The 16503-nt window shown below is 73.3% G+C and carries 17 protein-coding genes and 1 riboswitch; of the genes, 12 read left to right on the forward strand and 5 right to left on the reverse strand.

The window, feature by feature from the left end:
- The first annotated feature begins 87 nt into the window (after window positions 1-87).
- Entirely contained in the window at window positions 88-1257 is a 1170-nt protein-coding gene (locus ACIBR0_RS03335; protein ID WP_396712474.1) for an acyltransferase, read from the forward strand.
- Here the strand turns inward: ACIBR0_RS03335 and ACIBR0_RS03340 are convergent.
- Complete coding sequence (locus ACIBR0_RS03340) at window positions 1244-2020, reverse strand: DUF4097 family beta strand repeat-containing protein (RefSeq protein WP_396712475.1); 777 nt, start codon at window positions 2018-2020, stop codon at window positions 1244-1246. The genes ACIBR0_RS03335 and ACIBR0_RS03340 overlap by 14 nt on opposite strands.
- Before the next feature lie 102 nt (window positions 2021-2122).
- Here ACIBR0_RS03340 and recO point away from each other — a divergent pair, with 102 nt between their 5' ends.
- The 5 genes from recO to ACIBR0_RS03365 all read left to right on the forward strand — a co-directional run bounded on the left by recO (window position 2123) and on the right by ACIBR0_RS03365 (window position 5160).
- The gene (gene recO, locus ACIBR0_RS03345; RefSeq protein WP_396712476.1) at window positions 2123-2998 is read left to right on the forward strand and encodes a DNA repair protein RecO; all 876 of its coding nucleotides are present in this window, start codon (window positions 2123-2125) and stop codon (window positions 2996-2998) included.
- 8 nt (window positions 2999-3006) lie between these two features.
- Window positions 3007-3807 carry an isoprenyl transferase gene (locus tag ACIBR0_RS03350; RefSeq protein ID WP_357036522.1) on the forward strand — a complete coding sequence of 267 codons (801 nt, stop codon included), beginning with the start codon at window positions 3007-3009 and terminating at the stop codon, window positions 3805-3807.
- 64 nt (window positions 3808-3871) lie between these two features.
- Entirely contained in the window at window positions 3872-4057 is a 186-nt protein-coding gene (locus tag ACIBR0_RS03355) for a hypothetical protein (protein WP_396712477.1), read from the forward strand.
- A gap of 123 nt (window positions 4058-4180) precedes the next feature.
- Window positions 4181-4402, forward strand: a complete 222-nt coding sequence (locus tag ACIBR0_RS03360) for a thioredoxin reductase (RefSeq protein WP_357036528.1) — start codon at window positions 4181-4183, stop codon at window positions 4400-4402.
- The gene (locus ACIBR0_RS03365; RefSeq protein ID WP_396712478.1) at window positions 4396-5160 is read left to right on the forward strand and encodes a pirin family protein; all 765 of its coding nucleotides are present in this window, start codon (window positions 4396-4398) and stop codon (window positions 5158-5160) included. Before ACIBR0_RS03360 ends, ACIBR0_RS03365 begins: the two co-directional genes overlap by 7 nt.
- A 32-nt stretch (window positions 5161-5192) precedes the next feature.
- On the opposite strand, the gene gndA is transcribed toward ACIBR0_RS03365, so the two are convergent.
- The 4 genes from gndA to ACIBR0_RS03385 form a co-directional block, all read right to left on the reverse strand.
- Entirely contained in the window at window positions 5193-6635 is a 1443-nt protein-coding gene (gene gndA, locus ACIBR0_RS03370) for an NADP-dependent phosphogluconate dehydrogenase (RefSeq protein WP_396712479.1), read from the reverse strand.
- 125 nt (window positions 6636-6760) lie between these two features.
- Complete coding sequence (locus tag ACIBR0_RS03375) at window positions 6761-7561, reverse strand: energy-coupling factor transporter transmembrane component T family protein (RefSeq protein ID WP_396712823.1); 801 nt, start codon at window positions 7559-7561, stop codon at window positions 6761-6763.
- Entirely contained in the window at window positions 7561-9006 is a 1446-nt protein-coding gene (locus tag ACIBR0_RS03380) for an ABC transporter ATP-binding protein (protein ID WP_396712480.1), read from the reverse strand. Before ACIBR0_RS03380 ends, ACIBR0_RS03375 begins: the two co-directional genes overlap by 1 nt.
- Window positions 9007-9111: 105 nt before the next feature.
- Entirely contained in the window at window positions 9112-9702 is a 591-nt protein-coding gene (locus ACIBR0_RS03385) for an ECF transporter S component (protein WP_396712481.1), read from the reverse strand.
- Between the two features lie 73 nt (window positions 9703-9775).
- A riboswitch (TPP riboswitch) is annotated at window positions 9776-9881 on the reverse strand.
- A 361-nt stretch (window positions 9882-10242) separates the two neighbouring features.
- Here ACIBR0_RS03385 and ACIBR0_RS03390 point away from each other — a divergent pair.
- From ACIBR0_RS03390 to ACIBR0_RS03415, 6 genes are all read left to right on the forward strand, one after another.
- Window positions 10243-11196 carry a permease gene (locus ACIBR0_RS03390; protein WP_396712824.1) on the forward strand — a complete coding sequence of 318 codons (954 nt, stop codon included), beginning with the start codon at window positions 10243-10245 and terminating at the stop codon, window positions 11194-11196.
- The gene (locus tag ACIBR0_RS03395) at window positions 11193-11978 is read left to right on the forward strand and encodes a TIGR03943 family putative permease subunit (RefSeq protein ID WP_396712482.1); all 786 of its coding nucleotides are present in this window, start codon (window positions 11193-11195) and stop codon (window positions 11976-11978) included. The genes ACIBR0_RS03390 and ACIBR0_RS03395 overlap by 4 nt, the downstream gene beginning before the upstream one ends.
- Before the next feature lie 30 nt (window positions 11979-12008).
- Window positions 12009-12839, forward strand: a complete 831-nt coding sequence (locus ACIBR0_RS03400; protein WP_396712483.1) for an alpha/beta fold hydrolase — start codon at window positions 12009-12011, stop codon at window positions 12837-12839.
- Between the two features lie 61 nt (window positions 12840-12900).
- Window positions 12901-13650 carry a sugar isomerase domain-containing protein gene (locus ACIBR0_RS03405; RefSeq protein WP_396712484.1) on the forward strand — a complete coding sequence of 250 codons (750 nt, stop codon included), beginning with the start codon at window positions 12901-12903 and terminating at the stop codon, window positions 13648-13650.
- Between the two features lie 87 nt (window positions 13651-13737).
- Window positions 13738-14241, forward strand: coding sequence for a DUF6328 family protein (locus tag ACIBR0_RS03410; RefSeq protein WP_396712485.1), 504 nt, complete (start codon window positions 13738-13740; stop codon window positions 14239-14241).
- 123 nt (window positions 14242-14364) lie between these two features.
- Window positions 14365-16383 carry an acyl-CoA dehydrogenase family protein gene (locus ACIBR0_RS03415; RefSeq protein WP_396712486.1) on the forward strand — a complete coding sequence of 673 codons (2019 nt, stop codon included), beginning with the start codon at window positions 14365-14367 and terminating at the stop codon, window positions 16381-16383.
- The last annotated feature ends 120 nt before the right edge of the window (window positions 16384-16503 follow it).

Genomic DNA, 16503 nt, shown 5'->3' on the forward strand with positions numbered 1-16503 from the left:
TCCCGCAGGGGTCGCGTCTGTTTGCCGGGGGAGCGGCGGAGGGTAGGAGACGGAAATCCTCGTGCCCCCGGACACAAGTGCAGGCTGATGCGAAACCGATACCTGGACCTGCTCCGCTTCCTCGCCATCGTCCGCGTCGTCGTCTACCACGTCACCGGGTGGGCCTCGCTGACTCTCGTGTTCCCCGCCATGTCGGTGATGTTCGCCCTGGCCGGTTCGCTGATGGCCGCCTCCCTGCACAGGTGGGGCCCTGGCGCGGTGCTGCGGCGGATACGCCGGTTGCTGCCGTCGCTCTGGGTGCTCGCCGCGGTGTTCGTGCCGGCCATGCTGCTCACCGGTCTGCCGCTCTCGCCGAAGGTGCTGCTCTGGCTGTTCCCGGTCGCCGACCCGCCGGCCAACGACTGGGGAGCGCTGGCCCTCAGCGTGATCTGGTACCTGCGCGACTACCTGTGGTTCGTCCTCGCCTCGCCGATCGCCCTGTGGCTGTTCCGGCGCGCGCCGCTGCCCACTCTGCTGGCCCCGTACGCCCTGCTGCTGGCGCTGCAGGCGGGCCTGTGGCCGGCGGCACCGACGGCGGCGCGGGACTTCGGCCTGTACTTCGGCGCCTGGCTGCTCGGCTTCGCCCACCAGGCGGGGATGCTGCGCCGGCTGGCCAACCGCGTGCTGGTGCCTCTCGCCCTCGCCCTGGCCCTCGCCGGCGGGACGTGGATCGTCACCCATCCGGGTCCGCGCGGGTACGACCTCAACGACAACCCCCTGGCCAACGCCCTCTGGTCGGCGGCCTTCGTCCTCGTGCTGCTCGGTCGGGGGCCGGCGACGACGGCCTGGGTGGACCGTAGCGCCGTGTTCAGCCGCGTGGTGACGGTCTTCAACCGGCGCGCGCTCACCGTCTACCTGTGGCACATGCCGTTCGTGGTCGCCCTCACCCCGCTGGTCGACGTGGTGGGCTGGACCCACCAGGACCCGGTCGGGTTGGCCGTCCGGGTGGCGCTGGTCTTCGTCCTGGTGGGGCTGGTCACCGCCGCGGTGGGCTGGGTCGAGGACGTGGCCGCCCGGCGACCACCTGAGCTGGTTCCCGGTGGCCGCCGCCCGGCGCGCCCCCGCGCCGCCGACGTCGTGCCCTCCAGCCCGGCCCCGGCCGGCGCCGGCCACGCCGGTGCCCCCGTGGTGGCCGCCCGGCCGGACGTCGGCCGGGCCGGGGTGCCGAGGCAGCGGAGCGCGCCCGAACTGGAGACCGTCGAGATCAGCGCTGGATGACCGCGATGTCGCCGCTGCCCGTGGCGACGTCGAGCACCGCGGTGGCGCCGGCCGTGTGGGGTACGCCCAGCTCCGCACGGCCCGCTTCGGCCTCCGAGCGGACCTGGTAACTGCCGGCCGGCACGGTCAGTTCGACGTCTCCGCTGCGGGCGTGCGCCCGGACCGAGGCCACCGCGGTCAGCTCGACGGTGACGCTCCCCGAGCTGGCCTCGGCGTCCACCGCGCCCCGCAGGCGCCGGGCGGTGATGTCGCCGGAGGACGCCCGCAGGGTGACCGGGGTGGCGACGTCGTCGATCTCGATCGAGCCGGAACCGGTCTCGGCGCGGACCGGGCCGGTCGCCCCGGCGATCCGCACGTCGCCGGAGCCGAGCTCGAACTGCACCTCGCCGACCTTGCTCAGGTCGACGTCCCCGGAGCCGGTCTCACCCCGCACGCTCACCCCGGGCGGGGTGGTCACCTCGTAGGAGACGGTGCACCCGGAGCCGCACTCGGTGTCCAGCACCAGCTCGGACCCGATGATCTCGTACGTCGTGTCGGGCTCACCGCCCTGGTAGCGGACCACCCGCTTGATCCGTACCTCGTTCGGCTGACCGGTGGCGCGCACCACGACGTCGCCCGCGCCGGGCTCCACCCGGATCGAGGTGATCCGGACCGCCTCGGTGGTGTCGAAGTCGAGTCGCCGGAAGGAGAGGTTGTCGCACCCGGCGAGGAGGATCAGGGCGGTGGCCGCGCCGAGCGCGGTGACGGTCCGGTGCAGTGCCATGGCCAGGACGCTACGGCCGCTTGCCGACGCCGCACATCGGGGTCGGTCCGCGCGTCCACCCCGAGCCGACCCTGATTTCCCACCCCGAGGGAGAATGACCCGATGGCCGGGTACCGCCGACAGCTCTACCGCGACGACGCGGTGGTCCTGCGCGTGCAGAAGCTCGGCGAGTCCGACCGGATCATCACGCTGCTCACCCGACGGCACGGCCGGCTCCGCGCGGTCGCCCGGGGCGTACGGCGCACCACCTCCCGCTTCGGGGCCCGGCTGGAGCCGTTCGGCCACGTCGACCTCCAGCTCGCCGGGGATCCGAAGGGCAACCACGGCAGCTCCCTGCACACGGTTAGCCAGGTCGAGGGGATCGACCTGTACGGCAAGCGGTTCCTCGGCGACTACCCGCGCTACACCGCGGCCAGCGCGATCGCCGAGACCGCGGAACGCCTCACCCCCGTCGAGCGGGAGCCGTCGCTGCGGTTGTTCCAGCTCACCCTCGGCGCGATCAAGGCCCTCGCGCGGGGCGAGCACGCCACCACGCTGGTGCTCGACGCGTACCTGCTGCGCGGGATGGCGCTGGCCGGTTGGGCGCCGGCGCTGACCGCCTGCGCCGTCTGCGGCACGCCCGGCCATCACCGGGCCTTCTCCGTCCCGGCCGGCGGCGCCGTCTGCCCGGACTGCCGGCCGCCGGGCGCGGCCCATCCCGCCCCGGCCACCATCGACCTGATGTCCGCGCTGACCATCGGTGACTGGGTGGTCGCCGACGCGGCCGAGACCGGCGTACGCCGGGAGTGCAGCGGCCTCGTCGCGGCGCACCTGCAATGGCACCTGGAGCGCGCGCTACGCTCGCTGCCGCTGGTCGACCGGGGTGTCCCGACGGCCGGCGCGGTCCCGCCGTCGGTCGACGGCGCGGACGGCGGGGGTCCCTTCCCGTCGGCTGCGGGGGCCGGTGGGGACGGTGCAAGCAGGGAGATGACCGAGTGATCCGATCGATGAGGGCCGGCCGGCGCGAGCCGGTGCCGCCGACACCCCACCCGTCGGGGGCGCGCCCGCCGGCGTTGCCCGCCGGGGCCGTGCCGAAGCACGTCGCGATCGTCATGGACGGCAACGGCCGGTGGGCCAAGGAGCGCGGCCTGCCCCGCACCAAGGGCCACGAGCAGGGTGAGTACAGCCTCTTCGACACCATCGAGGGCGCGATCGAGCTCGGCATCCCCTATCTGTCGGCGTACGCCTTCTCGACGGAGAACTGGCGGCGCTCGCCGGAGGAGGTCCGTTTCCTGATGGGCTTCAACCGGGACGTGATCCGGCGTCGCCGCGACCAGCTCGTCGACCTGGGCGTCCGGGTGGTCTGGTCGGGTCGGTCCGGTCGCCTGTGGAAGAGCGTCATCTCGGAGCTGCAGACCGCCGAGGAGATGTCGCGGGACAACTCGACACTCACCCTCCAGTTCTGCGTCAACTACGGCGGGCAGGCCGAGATCGGCGACGCGGCGGCGGCGATCGCGCGGGACGTGGCGGCCGGGAAGCTGGATCCGGGGAAGGTGACCGAGAAGACGGTCGCGAAGTACCTGTACCACCCGGAGATCCCCGAGGTGGACCTGTTCCTGCGTCCCTCGGGCGAGGAGCGGATCTCCAACTTCCTGCTGTGGCAGACCGCGTACGCCGAGCTGGTGTTCCTCGACACCCTCTGGCCGGACTTCGACCGCCGCCACCTCTGGTACGCCTGTGAGCTGTACGCGCAGCGGGACCGCCGGTTCGGCGGGGCCCTGCCGAACCCGGTTGCCCCCACCACCTGACGCTTACCACCCCGTGGGTCTGGGTACCACTACGGTCAGCAGCCACTGACGGAGGTGAACCCACATGATCCAGAAGCGTATTGCCCAGTGGGCGGTGATGGCGGTCGCCCTGCCCGTGGCGGCGGCCGGTGCGCGCCGGCTCAGCCACACGCTGGAGGCCCGCCGTGGCCCCTCCGGGCTCAGCCGCCTGCTCACCAAGGGCGCGGACATGCTGCGCCCGCAGAAGGCCAAGCGTCGCCGCTTCTTCTGATCCGGCTCGCGTCGACGCCGTCCCCACCGACCCCGGGGGCGGCGTCGACGCGCATCCGGGCTCCTGCCGGCCCGCCGACACCTAGGATCGGGGGCGGGGACGTGTGACGGTGGGGGGTCGGGGATGCGGGACCTGCGGTACAAGATGATCATGGCGCTGAACGCGGCGGATCTGGGGGATCCGATCTGCGAGCAGGTCGCCGAGATCTGCGCCGAGATCGCCGAGCAGCACTGCCAGGAGTTCGGTCACACGCCGGCGCTGCGTTCCGGTGAGATCGCCGAGCTTGCCACCGGCGAACCGGCCCTGACCTGGGCGCCCACCGAGACCGGGCAGCGGGCGTGGTGAGCGCGCCGGCCCCGGCCGTCGACATCCGCCGGGCCGACCAGCGTTTCACCACGTCGATCTCCTGGCTCGACTCGAAGCACTCCTTCTCGTTCTCCCGGCACTACGACCCGGCGAACACCCACCACGGCCTGCTGCTGGTGAACAACGACGACGTGGTCCGGCCGGGAGCCGGCTTCGAGACCCACCCCCACCAGGACATGGAGATCGTCACCTGGGTGCTGCGCGGGTCCCTGGTGCACCAGGACTCCACCGGCCACTCCGGAGTGATCTACCCGGGCCTGGCGCAGCGGATGAGCGCCGGCACCGGCATCCTGCACTCGGAGAAGAACGACTCCTGGCGGCTGGACGGGCGGGACCCGCACAGCGACCCGGTCCACTTCGTGCAGATGTGGGTCCTGCCCGACGCCGAGGGTGTCGACCCCGGCTACGAACAGTTGGAGATCGAGGACCAGCTGCTCAGGGGCGGCCTGGTCCCGGTGGCGGCCGGAATGGAGCGGCACGCCACCGACTCGGCGATCCGCATCCGCAACCGGTACGCGACCCTGCACGCCGCCCGGCTCGGCCCCGGCGACGAGGTCACCCTCCCGGACGCGCCGTTCGTCCACCTCTACGTGCCGATCGGCGCGGTGACCATGGAGGGCAGCGGTGTCCTCGGCACCGGTGACGCGGCCCGGCTGACGATGACCGGTGGCCGCCGGGTCACCGCCACCGAGCCGGCCGAGATCCTGGTGTGGGAGATGCACGCCACAATCACCTGACCCCGCGCGGGTGCGGGGCCCCCGGGGGTGGGTCAGGCTTCGGTCTCCGACCGGTCGCCGGCCCAGACGGTGTGGAAGGTGCCCTCGCGGTCGACCCGGTGGTATGTGTGCGCACCGAAGTTGTCCCGCAGCCCCTGGATCAGCGCCGCCGGCAGGCGCTCCGCGCGCAACGCGTCGAAGTACGCCAGCGACGAGGCGAACGCCGGCGCGGGCACCCCGGCGCGGGCGGCCTCGGCCACCACCCGCCGCCAGCTCGGCACGCCGTCGCGCACCGTGTCGGCGAACCAGGGCGCCACCAGCAGGGTCCGCAGCGCCGGCTTCTCGTCGTACGCCTGCCGGATGCGGTCCAGGAAACGCGCCCGGATGATGCAGCCGCCCCGCCAGATGGTGGCGGTCCCGCCGAGGTCGATGTCCCAGTCGTACTCCCGGCTGCCCGCGCGGATCTGGTCGAAGCCCTGCGCGTACGCGACGATCTTGCTGGCCAGCAGCGCGCGCCGCACGTCCTCGACGAAGGTTTCCCGGTCGCTCACCTGCCACTTCTCGCCCGCGTCTCCGAATGCGGCGCGGGCCGCCTCGCGCTGGTCGGCGTGCCCGGACAGCGAGCGGGCGAAGGTCGCCTCGGCGATGCCGGTGATCGGGATTCCCAGGTCCAGCGCGCTCTGCACGGTCCAGCGACCGGTGCCCTTCTGCTCGGCCTGGTCGAGCACCACGTCCACGAACGCCCGCCCGGTGGACGCGTCGGTGTGCGCCAGGACGTCGGCGGTGATCTCGATGAGGAAGGACTCCAGCTCACCGGAGTTCCACTCGCGGAAGATCTCGGCGATCTCCGCCGGCTCCGCCGACAGGCCCACCCGCAGCAGGTCGTACGCCTCGGCGATGAGCTGCATGTCGGCGTACTCGATGCCGTTGTGCACCATCTTCACGAAGTGACCGGCGCCGTCCGGGCCGATGTGCCGGCAGCACGGGGTGCCGTCCACCTGCGCGGCGATCTTCTCGAAGATCGGGCCGAGCTTGCGGTACGACTCCGGGGAGCCGCCCGGCATGATGCTCGGCCCGAGCAGCGCGCCCTCCTCGCCGCCGGACACACCGGTGCCGACGAAGTGGAGCCCCTGGGCGCGCAGCGCCTCCTCCCGGCGGCGGGTGTCGGCGAAGTGGGCGTTGCCGCAGTCCACGATGATGTCGCCGGAGTCGAGCAGCGGCGTCAGTTCGTCGATGACCGCGTCGGTGGGGCCGCCCGCCTTCACCATCACGATGACCGCCCGAGGGCGCTCCAGCGCCGCGACGAAGTCCCTCATCGACTCGGCCGGCACGAACGTCCCCTCGTCGCCGTGCTCGGCGACCAGGCTGCGGGTCCGTTCCGGCGAGCGGTTGTGCACCGCCACGGTGAAGCCGTTGCGGGCGAGGTTGCGGGCCAGGTTCCGGCCCATCACCGCCAGCCCGGTCACGCCGATCTGCGCCGTCGCCTGCTCCGCCATGCGTCCCGCCACCTTCCGCCGCCGACACTCCTGCCGCTGCGACCGTATCGCGGTCCACGGCACGCGGGGCGGCGTCGTCACCAGGGGTCACCGCCGCGCCGCAGAACGTCGTCGTCCGGCCCGGCTCAGCTGATCAGCGGACGGAAGGTGCCGAGGAGGACGCTGGCCGTGATGGCGGCGAGGGCCAGGGCCGTCGCGCCGGCGACCAGTGCGGCGTCGGCGGGGCCGAAACGTTGGCGTCGGGCCACCGTTCGCGGGGTTCCCGCGTCGAAGCCCCGGGCGTCCATCGCGACCGCCAGCCGGGTGCCCCGCCGGATCGCACCGACCAGCAGCGCGAACCCCGTCGAGGCGAAGAGCCGCAGCCGGGCCACCGGGTTCCGCCCGGCGTCCACGCCCCGCGCCCGGCGTGCCATGGCGATCATCTGCCACTCGTGGCCGAGCAGCGGCACCAGCCGGAACGCGGCCAGCGCCCCGATGGCGAACCGGGCCGGTGCCTTCGCGTTCTGGACCAGCGCGTCGGCCAGGTCGGTCGGATCCGTGGTGGCGAAGACGATCACCCCCGGCAGCGCGACGGCGAACACCCGCAGCACCAGGCCGAGGGCGGTGAGCAGCACCCCGGAGGTCACCACCACCGGCCCGGCCTCGACCAGCACCCGACCGGAGCGATCGGCCGCGAAGAGCACCAGCGTCACCACGATCCCGGCGGCGCTGAGCAGCAGGGGCCACGCCCGCCGGAGCAGCACCCGGGGGTGCACGCCGAACAGCGGCAGCACCGCCAGCTCCACGGCGATGGCGATCGCCGGGGCCACCGGGTCCAGGGTGGCGATGAGGACGATCGAGAAGACCAGAGCCGCCGCGAGCTTCGCCACCGGGTTGCGGCGGGCCAGCGGCGCGTCCGGCCGGGCGACCGGCCCGAAGCCCCCGATCACGGTCGCGTCCCGGGCCGCACGTCGACCGGCGGGCGGTCCAGCAGGACCTTCCGGTCGGCCAGGGCGGCCACGAACTCCGCGTCGTGGGTGACGGTGACCAGGCCGTGTCCGGCGTCGCGCAGCTCGGCGAGGAGGTCGACCAGCTCCAGCCACGTACGCCGGTCCTGGCCGAAGGTGGGTTCGTCGCAGACCAGCAGGCGGGGCGCGGTGGCCAGGGCCGTCGCCACGCTCAGCCGCCGCGCCTCACCACCGGAGAGGGTGTACGGGTTGGCGCCCGCGAGTTTCGTCAGCCGCAGCCGGTCCAGCAGTCCGTCCACCGTGGCCCGTACCTCGGGATCGGGGCGGCCGGTGCGGCGGGGGCCCAGCGCCAGCTCGTCGAAGACGGTGCTCGTGACGAACTGGTGCTCCGGGTCCTGGAACACCGAGCCGACCCGGCGGGCCAGCGCCGGAGCGCGCCACCGGTGCGGGGGAGTGCGGGCGTCGGCGCCGGCCAGTTCGGCCGTGGCGGCGGCGCGACCAATGCCCGGCTTCAACAGCCCACCGAGCAGCAGCGCGAGGGTGGACTTCCCGGCCCCGTTCGGGCCGAGGACGGCGAGCGCCTCGCCCGCGCGTACGGTCAGGTCGACGGCGGCCAGCCGGGGCGGCAGGCCGAGCCGTTCGGCGGCGAGCAGCGTTCTCCCCGCGGGTGTGGTGGCCCGGCGGGGCGGTACGGGCCGGCCGGGCACCCAGACCCCGTCGGCGGCGAGCGCGTCGCCGTGTGCGCCGAACACGGCCTCGGGCGTGCCGTCGGCGCGTACGCCGCCACCCGGTTCGAGCACGACCACCCGGTCGACCAGCGGCAGCGCCTCGGCGACCCGGTGCTCCACCAGGATCAACGTGGTGTCGGCGTCCAGAGCCCGGGTCACCGCCTCCCGGACCAGCGCGGCACCGGCCGGGTCGAGGTTGGCGGTGGGTTCGTCGAGCAGCAGCAGGCCGGGGCGCAGGGCCAGCGCGCCGGCCAGGGCGAGACGCTGCTGCTCGCCGCCGGAGAGCGCGGCGGTCGGACGGTCCCGGTCGTACGGGAAGCCGACCCGGCGCAGCGCCTGGTCCACGCGCGGCCAGATCTCGGCGGTGGGTACGCCCCGGTTCTCCAGCCCGAACGCCACGTCGTCGCCGCAGCGGGCCATCACCAGCTGGGTCTCCGGGTCCTGGAAGACGATGCCGACGCGCTCCCGGTCCTTGCGCGGGTCCAGCCCGTCGATCTCGACGGTGCCCTCCTGCTCGCCGGAGTCCTCGGGCAGCAGGCCGGCGAGCGCGGCGAGCAGGGTGCTCTTGCCCGCGCCCGAGGGCCCGAGCAGCAGCACCCGCTCCCCACGCTCCACCCGCAGGTCCAGTCCCCGCACGGCCCACGCGCGCCGCCCGGCGTGCCGCCACCCGAACCCCCGCAGCTCCACCCTGCCCACCGGCCGATCACCCCCTCCGCCCACTGCTGTTGATCAAGAGGTTTGCGTCAGGACAACGGCTCCCGTTGACGCAAACCTCTTGATCAACGAGGGAGGTGGGTGGGGTCAGACCAGGGCGCGGTCGCGGCCGGCGGGGAAGCGGTCGAGGACGCCGGTGCCGGCCAGGGCGCGCGTGAGGTACCAGGCGCCGGCGCCGGCGATGACCGTGGCGCTGAGCACGGTGATCACGAAGATCGGCACCCGGGCGCTCCACAGCTCCAGCTCCGAGTAGTACCGGATCTGGTCGAAGATGGCCGCGGCCAGGCCGGCGAGGGCGCCCGAGATCAGGGCGGCCGGCAGGCGGAACGAGCGGTACCGGAAGGCGGCGAAGCCCAGCTCGGCGCCGAGCCCCTGGAACGCGCCCTGGAGGATCGCCACGGCACCCCACTGGCTGCCCAGCAGCACCGAGACGAACGCGGCGAGGAACTCGCAGTAGAAGGCCGCCCCCGGCTTGCGGATGACGAGGCCGCCGAGCACGCCGGGCAGCAGCCAGATGCCGTAGATGACCGACTGGGCCGGCGGGAAGAACGCGAACGCGCCCTCGGTGGCGGCCCAGACGAAGTTCCAGGCCCAGAAGATGACGCCGAAGGCGACGGCGAGGACCGAGGCGACGACGATGTCGATCGTGCGCCAACGGGTGGTGTCGGTGGTGGTCATGCTGCGCTCCCAGTCCAGAGGTGAACCAGGAGAAGACGCACGCCGACGCCCGGAGTGCCCGGACGGCGGCGCGGCTGGAGGTCGACCGAACTCCCTGCGCTGGCATTACCCAGATCAGGTTCGAGGGTCTGCGGGCGGTGCCCGCACTCTCAGCGCTGTGCGCTCCCCTGTCGGATGTGAAGTTGTCTCGTCGACGCTAACACCCCTGAAGATCATCGGGCAAAGTGATCTCTCCGCAGGTCAGTCGAACATCGCGAGACGCCTCGCCACCTCGACCCGTCCCACCGACCCGACACGGAGGTCCGGCCGGATCCATCGACCGGAGCCGAGGTCGACCGGTAGTCTCAGGCCGCCGGTCCCGCCACCCGGCAGAAGGACGCACACGTGACACCGGAAACCGACCGCCCCGACCCGTCCCGCGACAGCGAGGGGCACCGCACAGGGACGGTCGGCCTGGCCGCACCGACCGCCCCGACCGGGACGCAGGGCGTACGCCCGGAGGAGCCGGCGGGGCCCGACGGTGCCGGCCCACGCACCTGGCTGGGTGGCCGGGTCGGCTCGGTCGAGGTGCTCGCGGCGCTGCTGGTCCTGCTGATCATCTTCCGGGAGCCGCTGGCCGGCCTGCTGTCCTCGCCCCGACTCCAGACCTGGACCACCGTGTTCGTCTCGGTCATGGTCCAGGCGGTGCCGTTCCTCGTCTTCGGCGTGCTGCTCTCCGCGGTGATCGCCGTCTTCGTGCCCCGGTCGTTCTGGGCCCGGGCGCTGCCCCGCCACCCGGCGCTGGCGGTGCCGGTGGCCAGCGCCGCGGGCGTGGTCCTGCCCGGCTGCGAGTGTGGCTCGGTGCCGATCGCCGGCTCGCTGATCCGGCGCGGGGTCACCCCGGCCGCTGCGCTGGCCTTCCTGCTCGCCGCGCCGGCGATCAATCCGATCGTGCTCGCCGCCACCGCGGTGGCCTTCCCGAACAACCCGGAGATGGTCGTCGGCCGCGCGGTGGCCAGCCTGATCGTGGCCATGATCATGGGTTGGCTCTGGCTCCGCCTCGGCCGCGCCGACTGGATCCGGCTGCCCCGCCGTCCGGAGTTGGAGAGCGGTTCGCGCGGCCTGGCGTTCTGGGCGGCGGTCCGGCACGACGTCACCCACGCCGGCGGCTTCCTCGTCGTGGGCGCGATGGCCGCCGCCACCATCAACGTGCTGGTGCCCGAGCGGTGGTTGCAGACCCTCGCCGACAACCCGGTGCTCTCGGTGCTGGCTCTCGCCGTCCTCGCCGTCCTGCTCTCCATCTGCTCGGAGGCGGACGCCTTCGTCGCGGCCTCGCTGTCGCAGTTCTCGCTCACGTCCCGGCTCGTCTTCCTGGTGGTGGGACCGATGGTCGACCTGAAACTGATCTCGATGCAGACCGGCGTCTTCGGCCGGCGGTTCGCGTCCCGGTTCGCGCCCACCACCTTCGTGGTGGCCGTCCTGGTCGCCGTCGGGGCCGGGGCGGTGCTGCTGTGAACCGGCAGGCGCAGGCCGTCGTCCTGCTGCTGCTCGGCGGCGCGGTGATCCGCGCCAGCCTCACCGACCTCTACCTGAACTACGTCAAGGAGGGGCTGCGTCCCTTCCTGGTCGCCGCCGGGATCCTCCTGGTCGTGGCCGCGATCATGACCCTCTGGTACGAGCTGCGACCCGCCCGCCCCGCGCCGGTCCCGGCCGGCGGCGCACCCGACAGCCCCGGCCTCGAAGGGCACGACGCGCCCGGGTACGACGGGCACGGGGACGACGACGGGCACGGCCACCACGAGCCGCGGGTCGGCTGGCTGCTGATCCTGCCCGTGCTCGGCCTGCTGCTGGTGGCCCCGCCGGCCCTCGGGTCGTACGCGGCCGGCCAGGCCGGCACCGCCCTGTCCAGCCAGCAGCAGCCCTCGGACTACCCGCCCCTGCCCGAGGGCGACCCGGTCCGGGTGGGAGTGCTCGACTACGCCTCCCGGGCGCTGTTCGACAAGGGAACGTCCATCGGCGACCGGCGGGTGCTGATCACCGGTTTCGTCGCGAAGGGCCCGGACGGGCAGCCGATCCTCGCCCGGATCGTGCTCTCCTGCTGCGCCGCCGACGGGCGGCCGGTCAAGCTCGGCCTGACCGGCAACGTGCCCGCCGGTCTCGCCGACGACACCTGGGTCGAGGTGACCGGCCGCTACAGCGACCGGGTCGCCCCGGACCCGGTCAACGACGCGGAGATCCCGTACCTCGACGTGGAGTCGTGGAAGCAGGTGCCCACCCCCAAGCGCCAGTACGAGTGACGGCCACCGTGCCTGGGTAGGCTGCCGATCATGCGGATCGAGGCCCGAGGGCTGACCTTCGACGTACGCGCCGGTGGGCCGGAGGACGGCACGCCCGTGCTCCTGCTGCACGGCTTCCCGCAGCACGGTGGCGAGTGGGACGAGGTGGTGCCCGCCCTGCATGCCGCCGGCCTGCGCACGTACGCGCTGGACCAGCGCGGCTACTCGCCGGGCGCCCGGCCGGAGGCCGTCGAGGCGTACGCGATGCCGGAGTTGACCGCCGACGCGGTGGCCGTGCTGGACGCCCTCGGCGTCGAGGCGGCGCACGTGGTGGGGCACGACTGGGGCGCCGTGGTCGGCTGGGACCTCGCCGCCCGGCACCCCGACCGGGTCCGCACCCTGACGGCGGTGTCCGTGCCGCACCCCGCCGCCTTCGCCCACGCGCTGGCGAAGGACCCGCAGCAGAAGGCGCGCTCGGCGTACATCATGCTGTTCCGCCAGCCCGGCAGGGCGGAGAAGGCGCTGCTGGCGCTCAACGCCACCGGCCTGCGGCGGATGCTGCACGGCGTCGGCGACGACCGGCGGGTGGCCGTGTACGCCGACCCGATGCGCGAGCCGGGTGCCCTCACCGCGGCGCTGAACTGGTACCGCGCGATGTCCCGCTCCACGATGGCGGCCACCGGCCCGGTGTCGGTGCCGACCACCTACGTCTGGAGCGACCGGGACATCGCGGTGGGGCGGACCGCCGCGGAGGCGTGCGCCGACCAGGTGACCGGCGACTACCGGTTCGTCACGCTGCCCCGGGTGAGCCACTGGATCCCCGACGAGGCTCCCGCACCGCTGGCCGAGGCGATCCTGGCCCGCGTACGCGGTCTGGCCTGACCGCCGGTCGGATCGGTCCGGCCGGCGGCGCGCGACGAGAACACGGATGGACGGAGGAAGCGTGACGCTGAGCGGTGACGACTACCTGGCGGTGGTGACGGCGACGATGCACCGGGTGGCCGAGAGCCAGCGTGCGGCGGTGGGGCGGGCGGCGGACCTCGTCGCCGAGGCGGTCCGCGCCGACAGTGTCGTGCACGCCTTCGGCACCGGACACTCCGAGGCGCTCGCCATGGAGATCGCCGGCCGGGCCGGCGGGCTGGTGCCGACCAACCGGATCGCCCTGCGCGACCTGGTGCTGCTCGGCGGCGGCTCGCCGGAGCTGCTCGGGCCGATGCTGGAACGGGACCCGTCGGTGGCGCACCGCCTGTACGAGCTGGCTCCGGTCCGCCCGCAGGACGTGTTCGTGCTCGCCTCCAACTCGGGGGTCAACGGGGCGATGGTCGAGTTCGCCGCCCTGGTGCGCGAGAGGGGGCACCGGCTGATCGTCATCACCTCGACGGAGCACTCCGGCCGGATGACCTCCCGCCACCCGTCCGGGCGCAAGCTCGCCGACTTCGCCGACGTCGTGCTCGACAACGGCGCCCCGTACGGGGACGCCACCCTTCCACTGCCGGGCGGCGGCGCGGTCGGCGCGGTCTCCTCGATCACCGCGGCGCTGCTGGCTCAGCAGTTGACGGTCGAGGTGGTGGCCCGGCTGCTGGCGGCGGGGGAGCGGCCCCCGGTCTACCTGTCGGCCAACATCGCCGGCGGCGACGAGCACAACAACGCCCTGGAGGCCCGGTACGCGGGCCGTATCCGCCGCGGCTCCTGAGCCGGTTTCGCCATCAGCGCGATCGGGCATCAGCGATGCTGCCGGTGGGCGCACCCCGCCGGCAGTACCGTCTGACCGGAGGTGTGCGTGTCGAAGGAAACCGAGAAGCAGCGCTGGCAGCGCAACTTCGCCGATCTGCTCCAGGAGTTGCGGGTCGCCCAGACGGGCGTCCAGATCCTCTTCGCTTTCCTGCTCACCCTGCCGTTCAGCAACGGCTTCACCCGGACGACGGGCTTTCAGAAGGACGTCTACATCGTCGCGCTGCTCGCCGCGGCGGCCGCCACCGCATTGATCATCTCGCCGGTCGCCTTCCACCGGGCGCTGTTCCGGCAGGGCCGCAAGCCGGAGATGGTCCGGTTCGCGCACCGGATGGCCAGTGGCGGGCTCGCCTTCATGCTGATCTCGATGGTGTCGGCGGTCCTGCTGATCACGGACTTCGTGCTCGACCGGCCGATCGCCTTCGTGCTGAGCGGGCTCACCGCGATCTGGTTCCTCACCTTCTGGGGGATCCTGCCCTTCGTCCGGCGCAACTGGGGTGAGGACGACGTCGACGACGAGGACGACAATCCGCCGACCGGTTACCGGGACTGACCGGCCCCGGAAAACCGACAGAACTCGATCTTTACGGAACGCTACCCCTGGGTAACACCCGGGGGTAGCGTTTTCTGTGTCGCGTACGTCGACGCAGCCGGACCGAGGTTCGAGGGGGCAGCCGTGACAACCACGCAGAACAGCCGACCCGCGCCGGACGGCTCCGGCCCGGACCGACCCACCGCCGACCGGGTGGACGCCGCCGGCGGGGCCGGGCCACTGCCGAAAGAGGCCGGTCAGGTCTCCGAGAAGGAGGCCCGCCAGGTGGCCGAGGCGGCCCGGGAGTCATCCTGGGACCGTCCGAGCTTCGGCAAGGAACTCTTCCTCGGCCGGTTCCGCCTCGACCTCCTCGAGCCGTGGCCCCGCCCCGACCCGGCGGACGTCAGCCGGGCCGACGAGTTCCTCGGCCGGTTCCGCGAGTTCCTCGACTCCGAGGTGGACGGTGCGGCGATCGAGCGGGACGCGTCCATCCCGGACGAGGTCTTCCAGGGCCTGGGTCGGCTCGGCGCCTTCGGCATGAAGATCGACCGCAGCTACGGTGGGCTCGGGCTGAGCAACCTGCACTACTGCCGGGCGCTGATGCTGGCCGGCTCCATCAGCCCGGCCATCGGCGCGCTGCTCTCCGCCCACCAGTCCATCGGCGTGCCGCAGCCGCTGAAGATGTTCGGCACCGCCGAGCAGAAGCAGCGCTTCCTCCCCCGGCTCGCCGCCGGTGAGGTCTCGGCCTTCCTGCTCACCGAGCCGGACGTGGGCTCCGACCCGGCACGGCTCGCCACCACCGCCGAACCGACCCCGGACGGCACCGGCTACCGCCTCAACGGGGTCAAGCTCTGGGCCACCAACGGCACGGTGGCGACCCTGCTGGTGGTGATGGCCCGGGTCCCGGCCACCGAGGATCGACGGGGCGGGATCACCGCGTTCGTGGTCGAGGGCGACTCCGAGGGCATCACGGTCGAACGCCGCAACACCTTCGTCGGCCTGCGGGGCCTGGAGAACAGCCTCACCCGCTTCCACGACGTCTTCGTGCCGGCCGAGAACGTCATCGGTGGCGAGGGCAAGGGCCTGAAGATCGCCCTGACCACCCTCAACACCGGCCGGCTGTCACTGCCCGCGATGTGCGTCGGCGCCGGCAAGTGGGCGCTGAACGTGGCCCGCGAGTGGGCCGCCGACCGGGTCCAGTGGGGCCGTCCGGTGGGCGAGCACGAGGCGGTGGCGCAGAAGCTGTCCTTCATCGCCGCCACCACGTACGGCATGGAGACCATGCTCGACCTCTGTTGCCTGCTGGCCGACGACGACCACAACGACATCCGCATCGAGGCCGCCCTGGTCAAGCTGTACGCGAGCGAGATGGCCTGGCGGATCGCCGACGAGCTGATCCAGATCCGGGGCGGCCGCGGCTACGAGACCGCGGACTCCCTGGCCGCCCGGGGCGAGCGTCCGGCCGCCGTCGAGCAGCTCCTCCGGGACCTGCGGATCAACCGGATCTTCGAGGGTTCGACCGAGATCATGCACCTGCTCATCGCCCGGGAGGCGGTCGACGCGCACCTCTCGGTCGCGGGGGACATCATCGACCCGGACGCCGGCCTGGGCCGCAAGGCGAAGGCGGGGGCCCGCGCCGGCGCGTTCTACGCGAAGTGGCTGCCGACCCTGGCCGTCGGCAAGGGACAGGCCCCGGGCGCGTACGCCGGGTACGGTCCCCTCGCCGGCCACCTTCGCCACGTCGAGCGGGCCTCCCGCAAACTGGCCCGGTCGACGTTCTACGCGATGTCCCGCTGGCAGGGGAAGATGGAGCGGAAGCAGGCGTTCCTCGGCCGCGTGGTGGACATCGGCGCGGAGCTGTTCGCGATGGCCGCGGTCTGCGTCCGGGCCCACGCCGAACGGGGCACCCGCCCGGAGAACGTGGAGCTGGCCGACCTGTTCTGCCGGCAGGCCCGGGTCCGGGTGGACGCGCTCTTCACCGCCCTCTGGGAGAACACCGACTCCGTCGACGTGGCCGCCGCCCAACGCATCCTCGCCGGCCGCTACGCCGGGCTGGAGGAGGGCGTCATCACGCCGCCGGCCGACCTGCCCTGGGTCGCCCGTTGGTCGCCCGGCCCGTCCGACGCCACCGACGTCCGCCGCCGCATCCCACCGCCCGCCTGACACCGACCTGCCGTCCGGCGTGCGGTCGCCCCGGCACCGCTTTGGCCAGTCCGCCGTCGGACGGTGCCACCGGTCAGCGCCACGTGGAGCGCCGACGGCCCAGCGGCCCGACCGCCGGAG

Source organism: Micromonospora sp. NPDC049497 (assembly GCF_044465805.1).
Taxonomy (GTDB): Bacteria; Actinomycetota; Actinomycetes; order Mycobacteriales; family Micromonosporaceae; genus Micromonospora.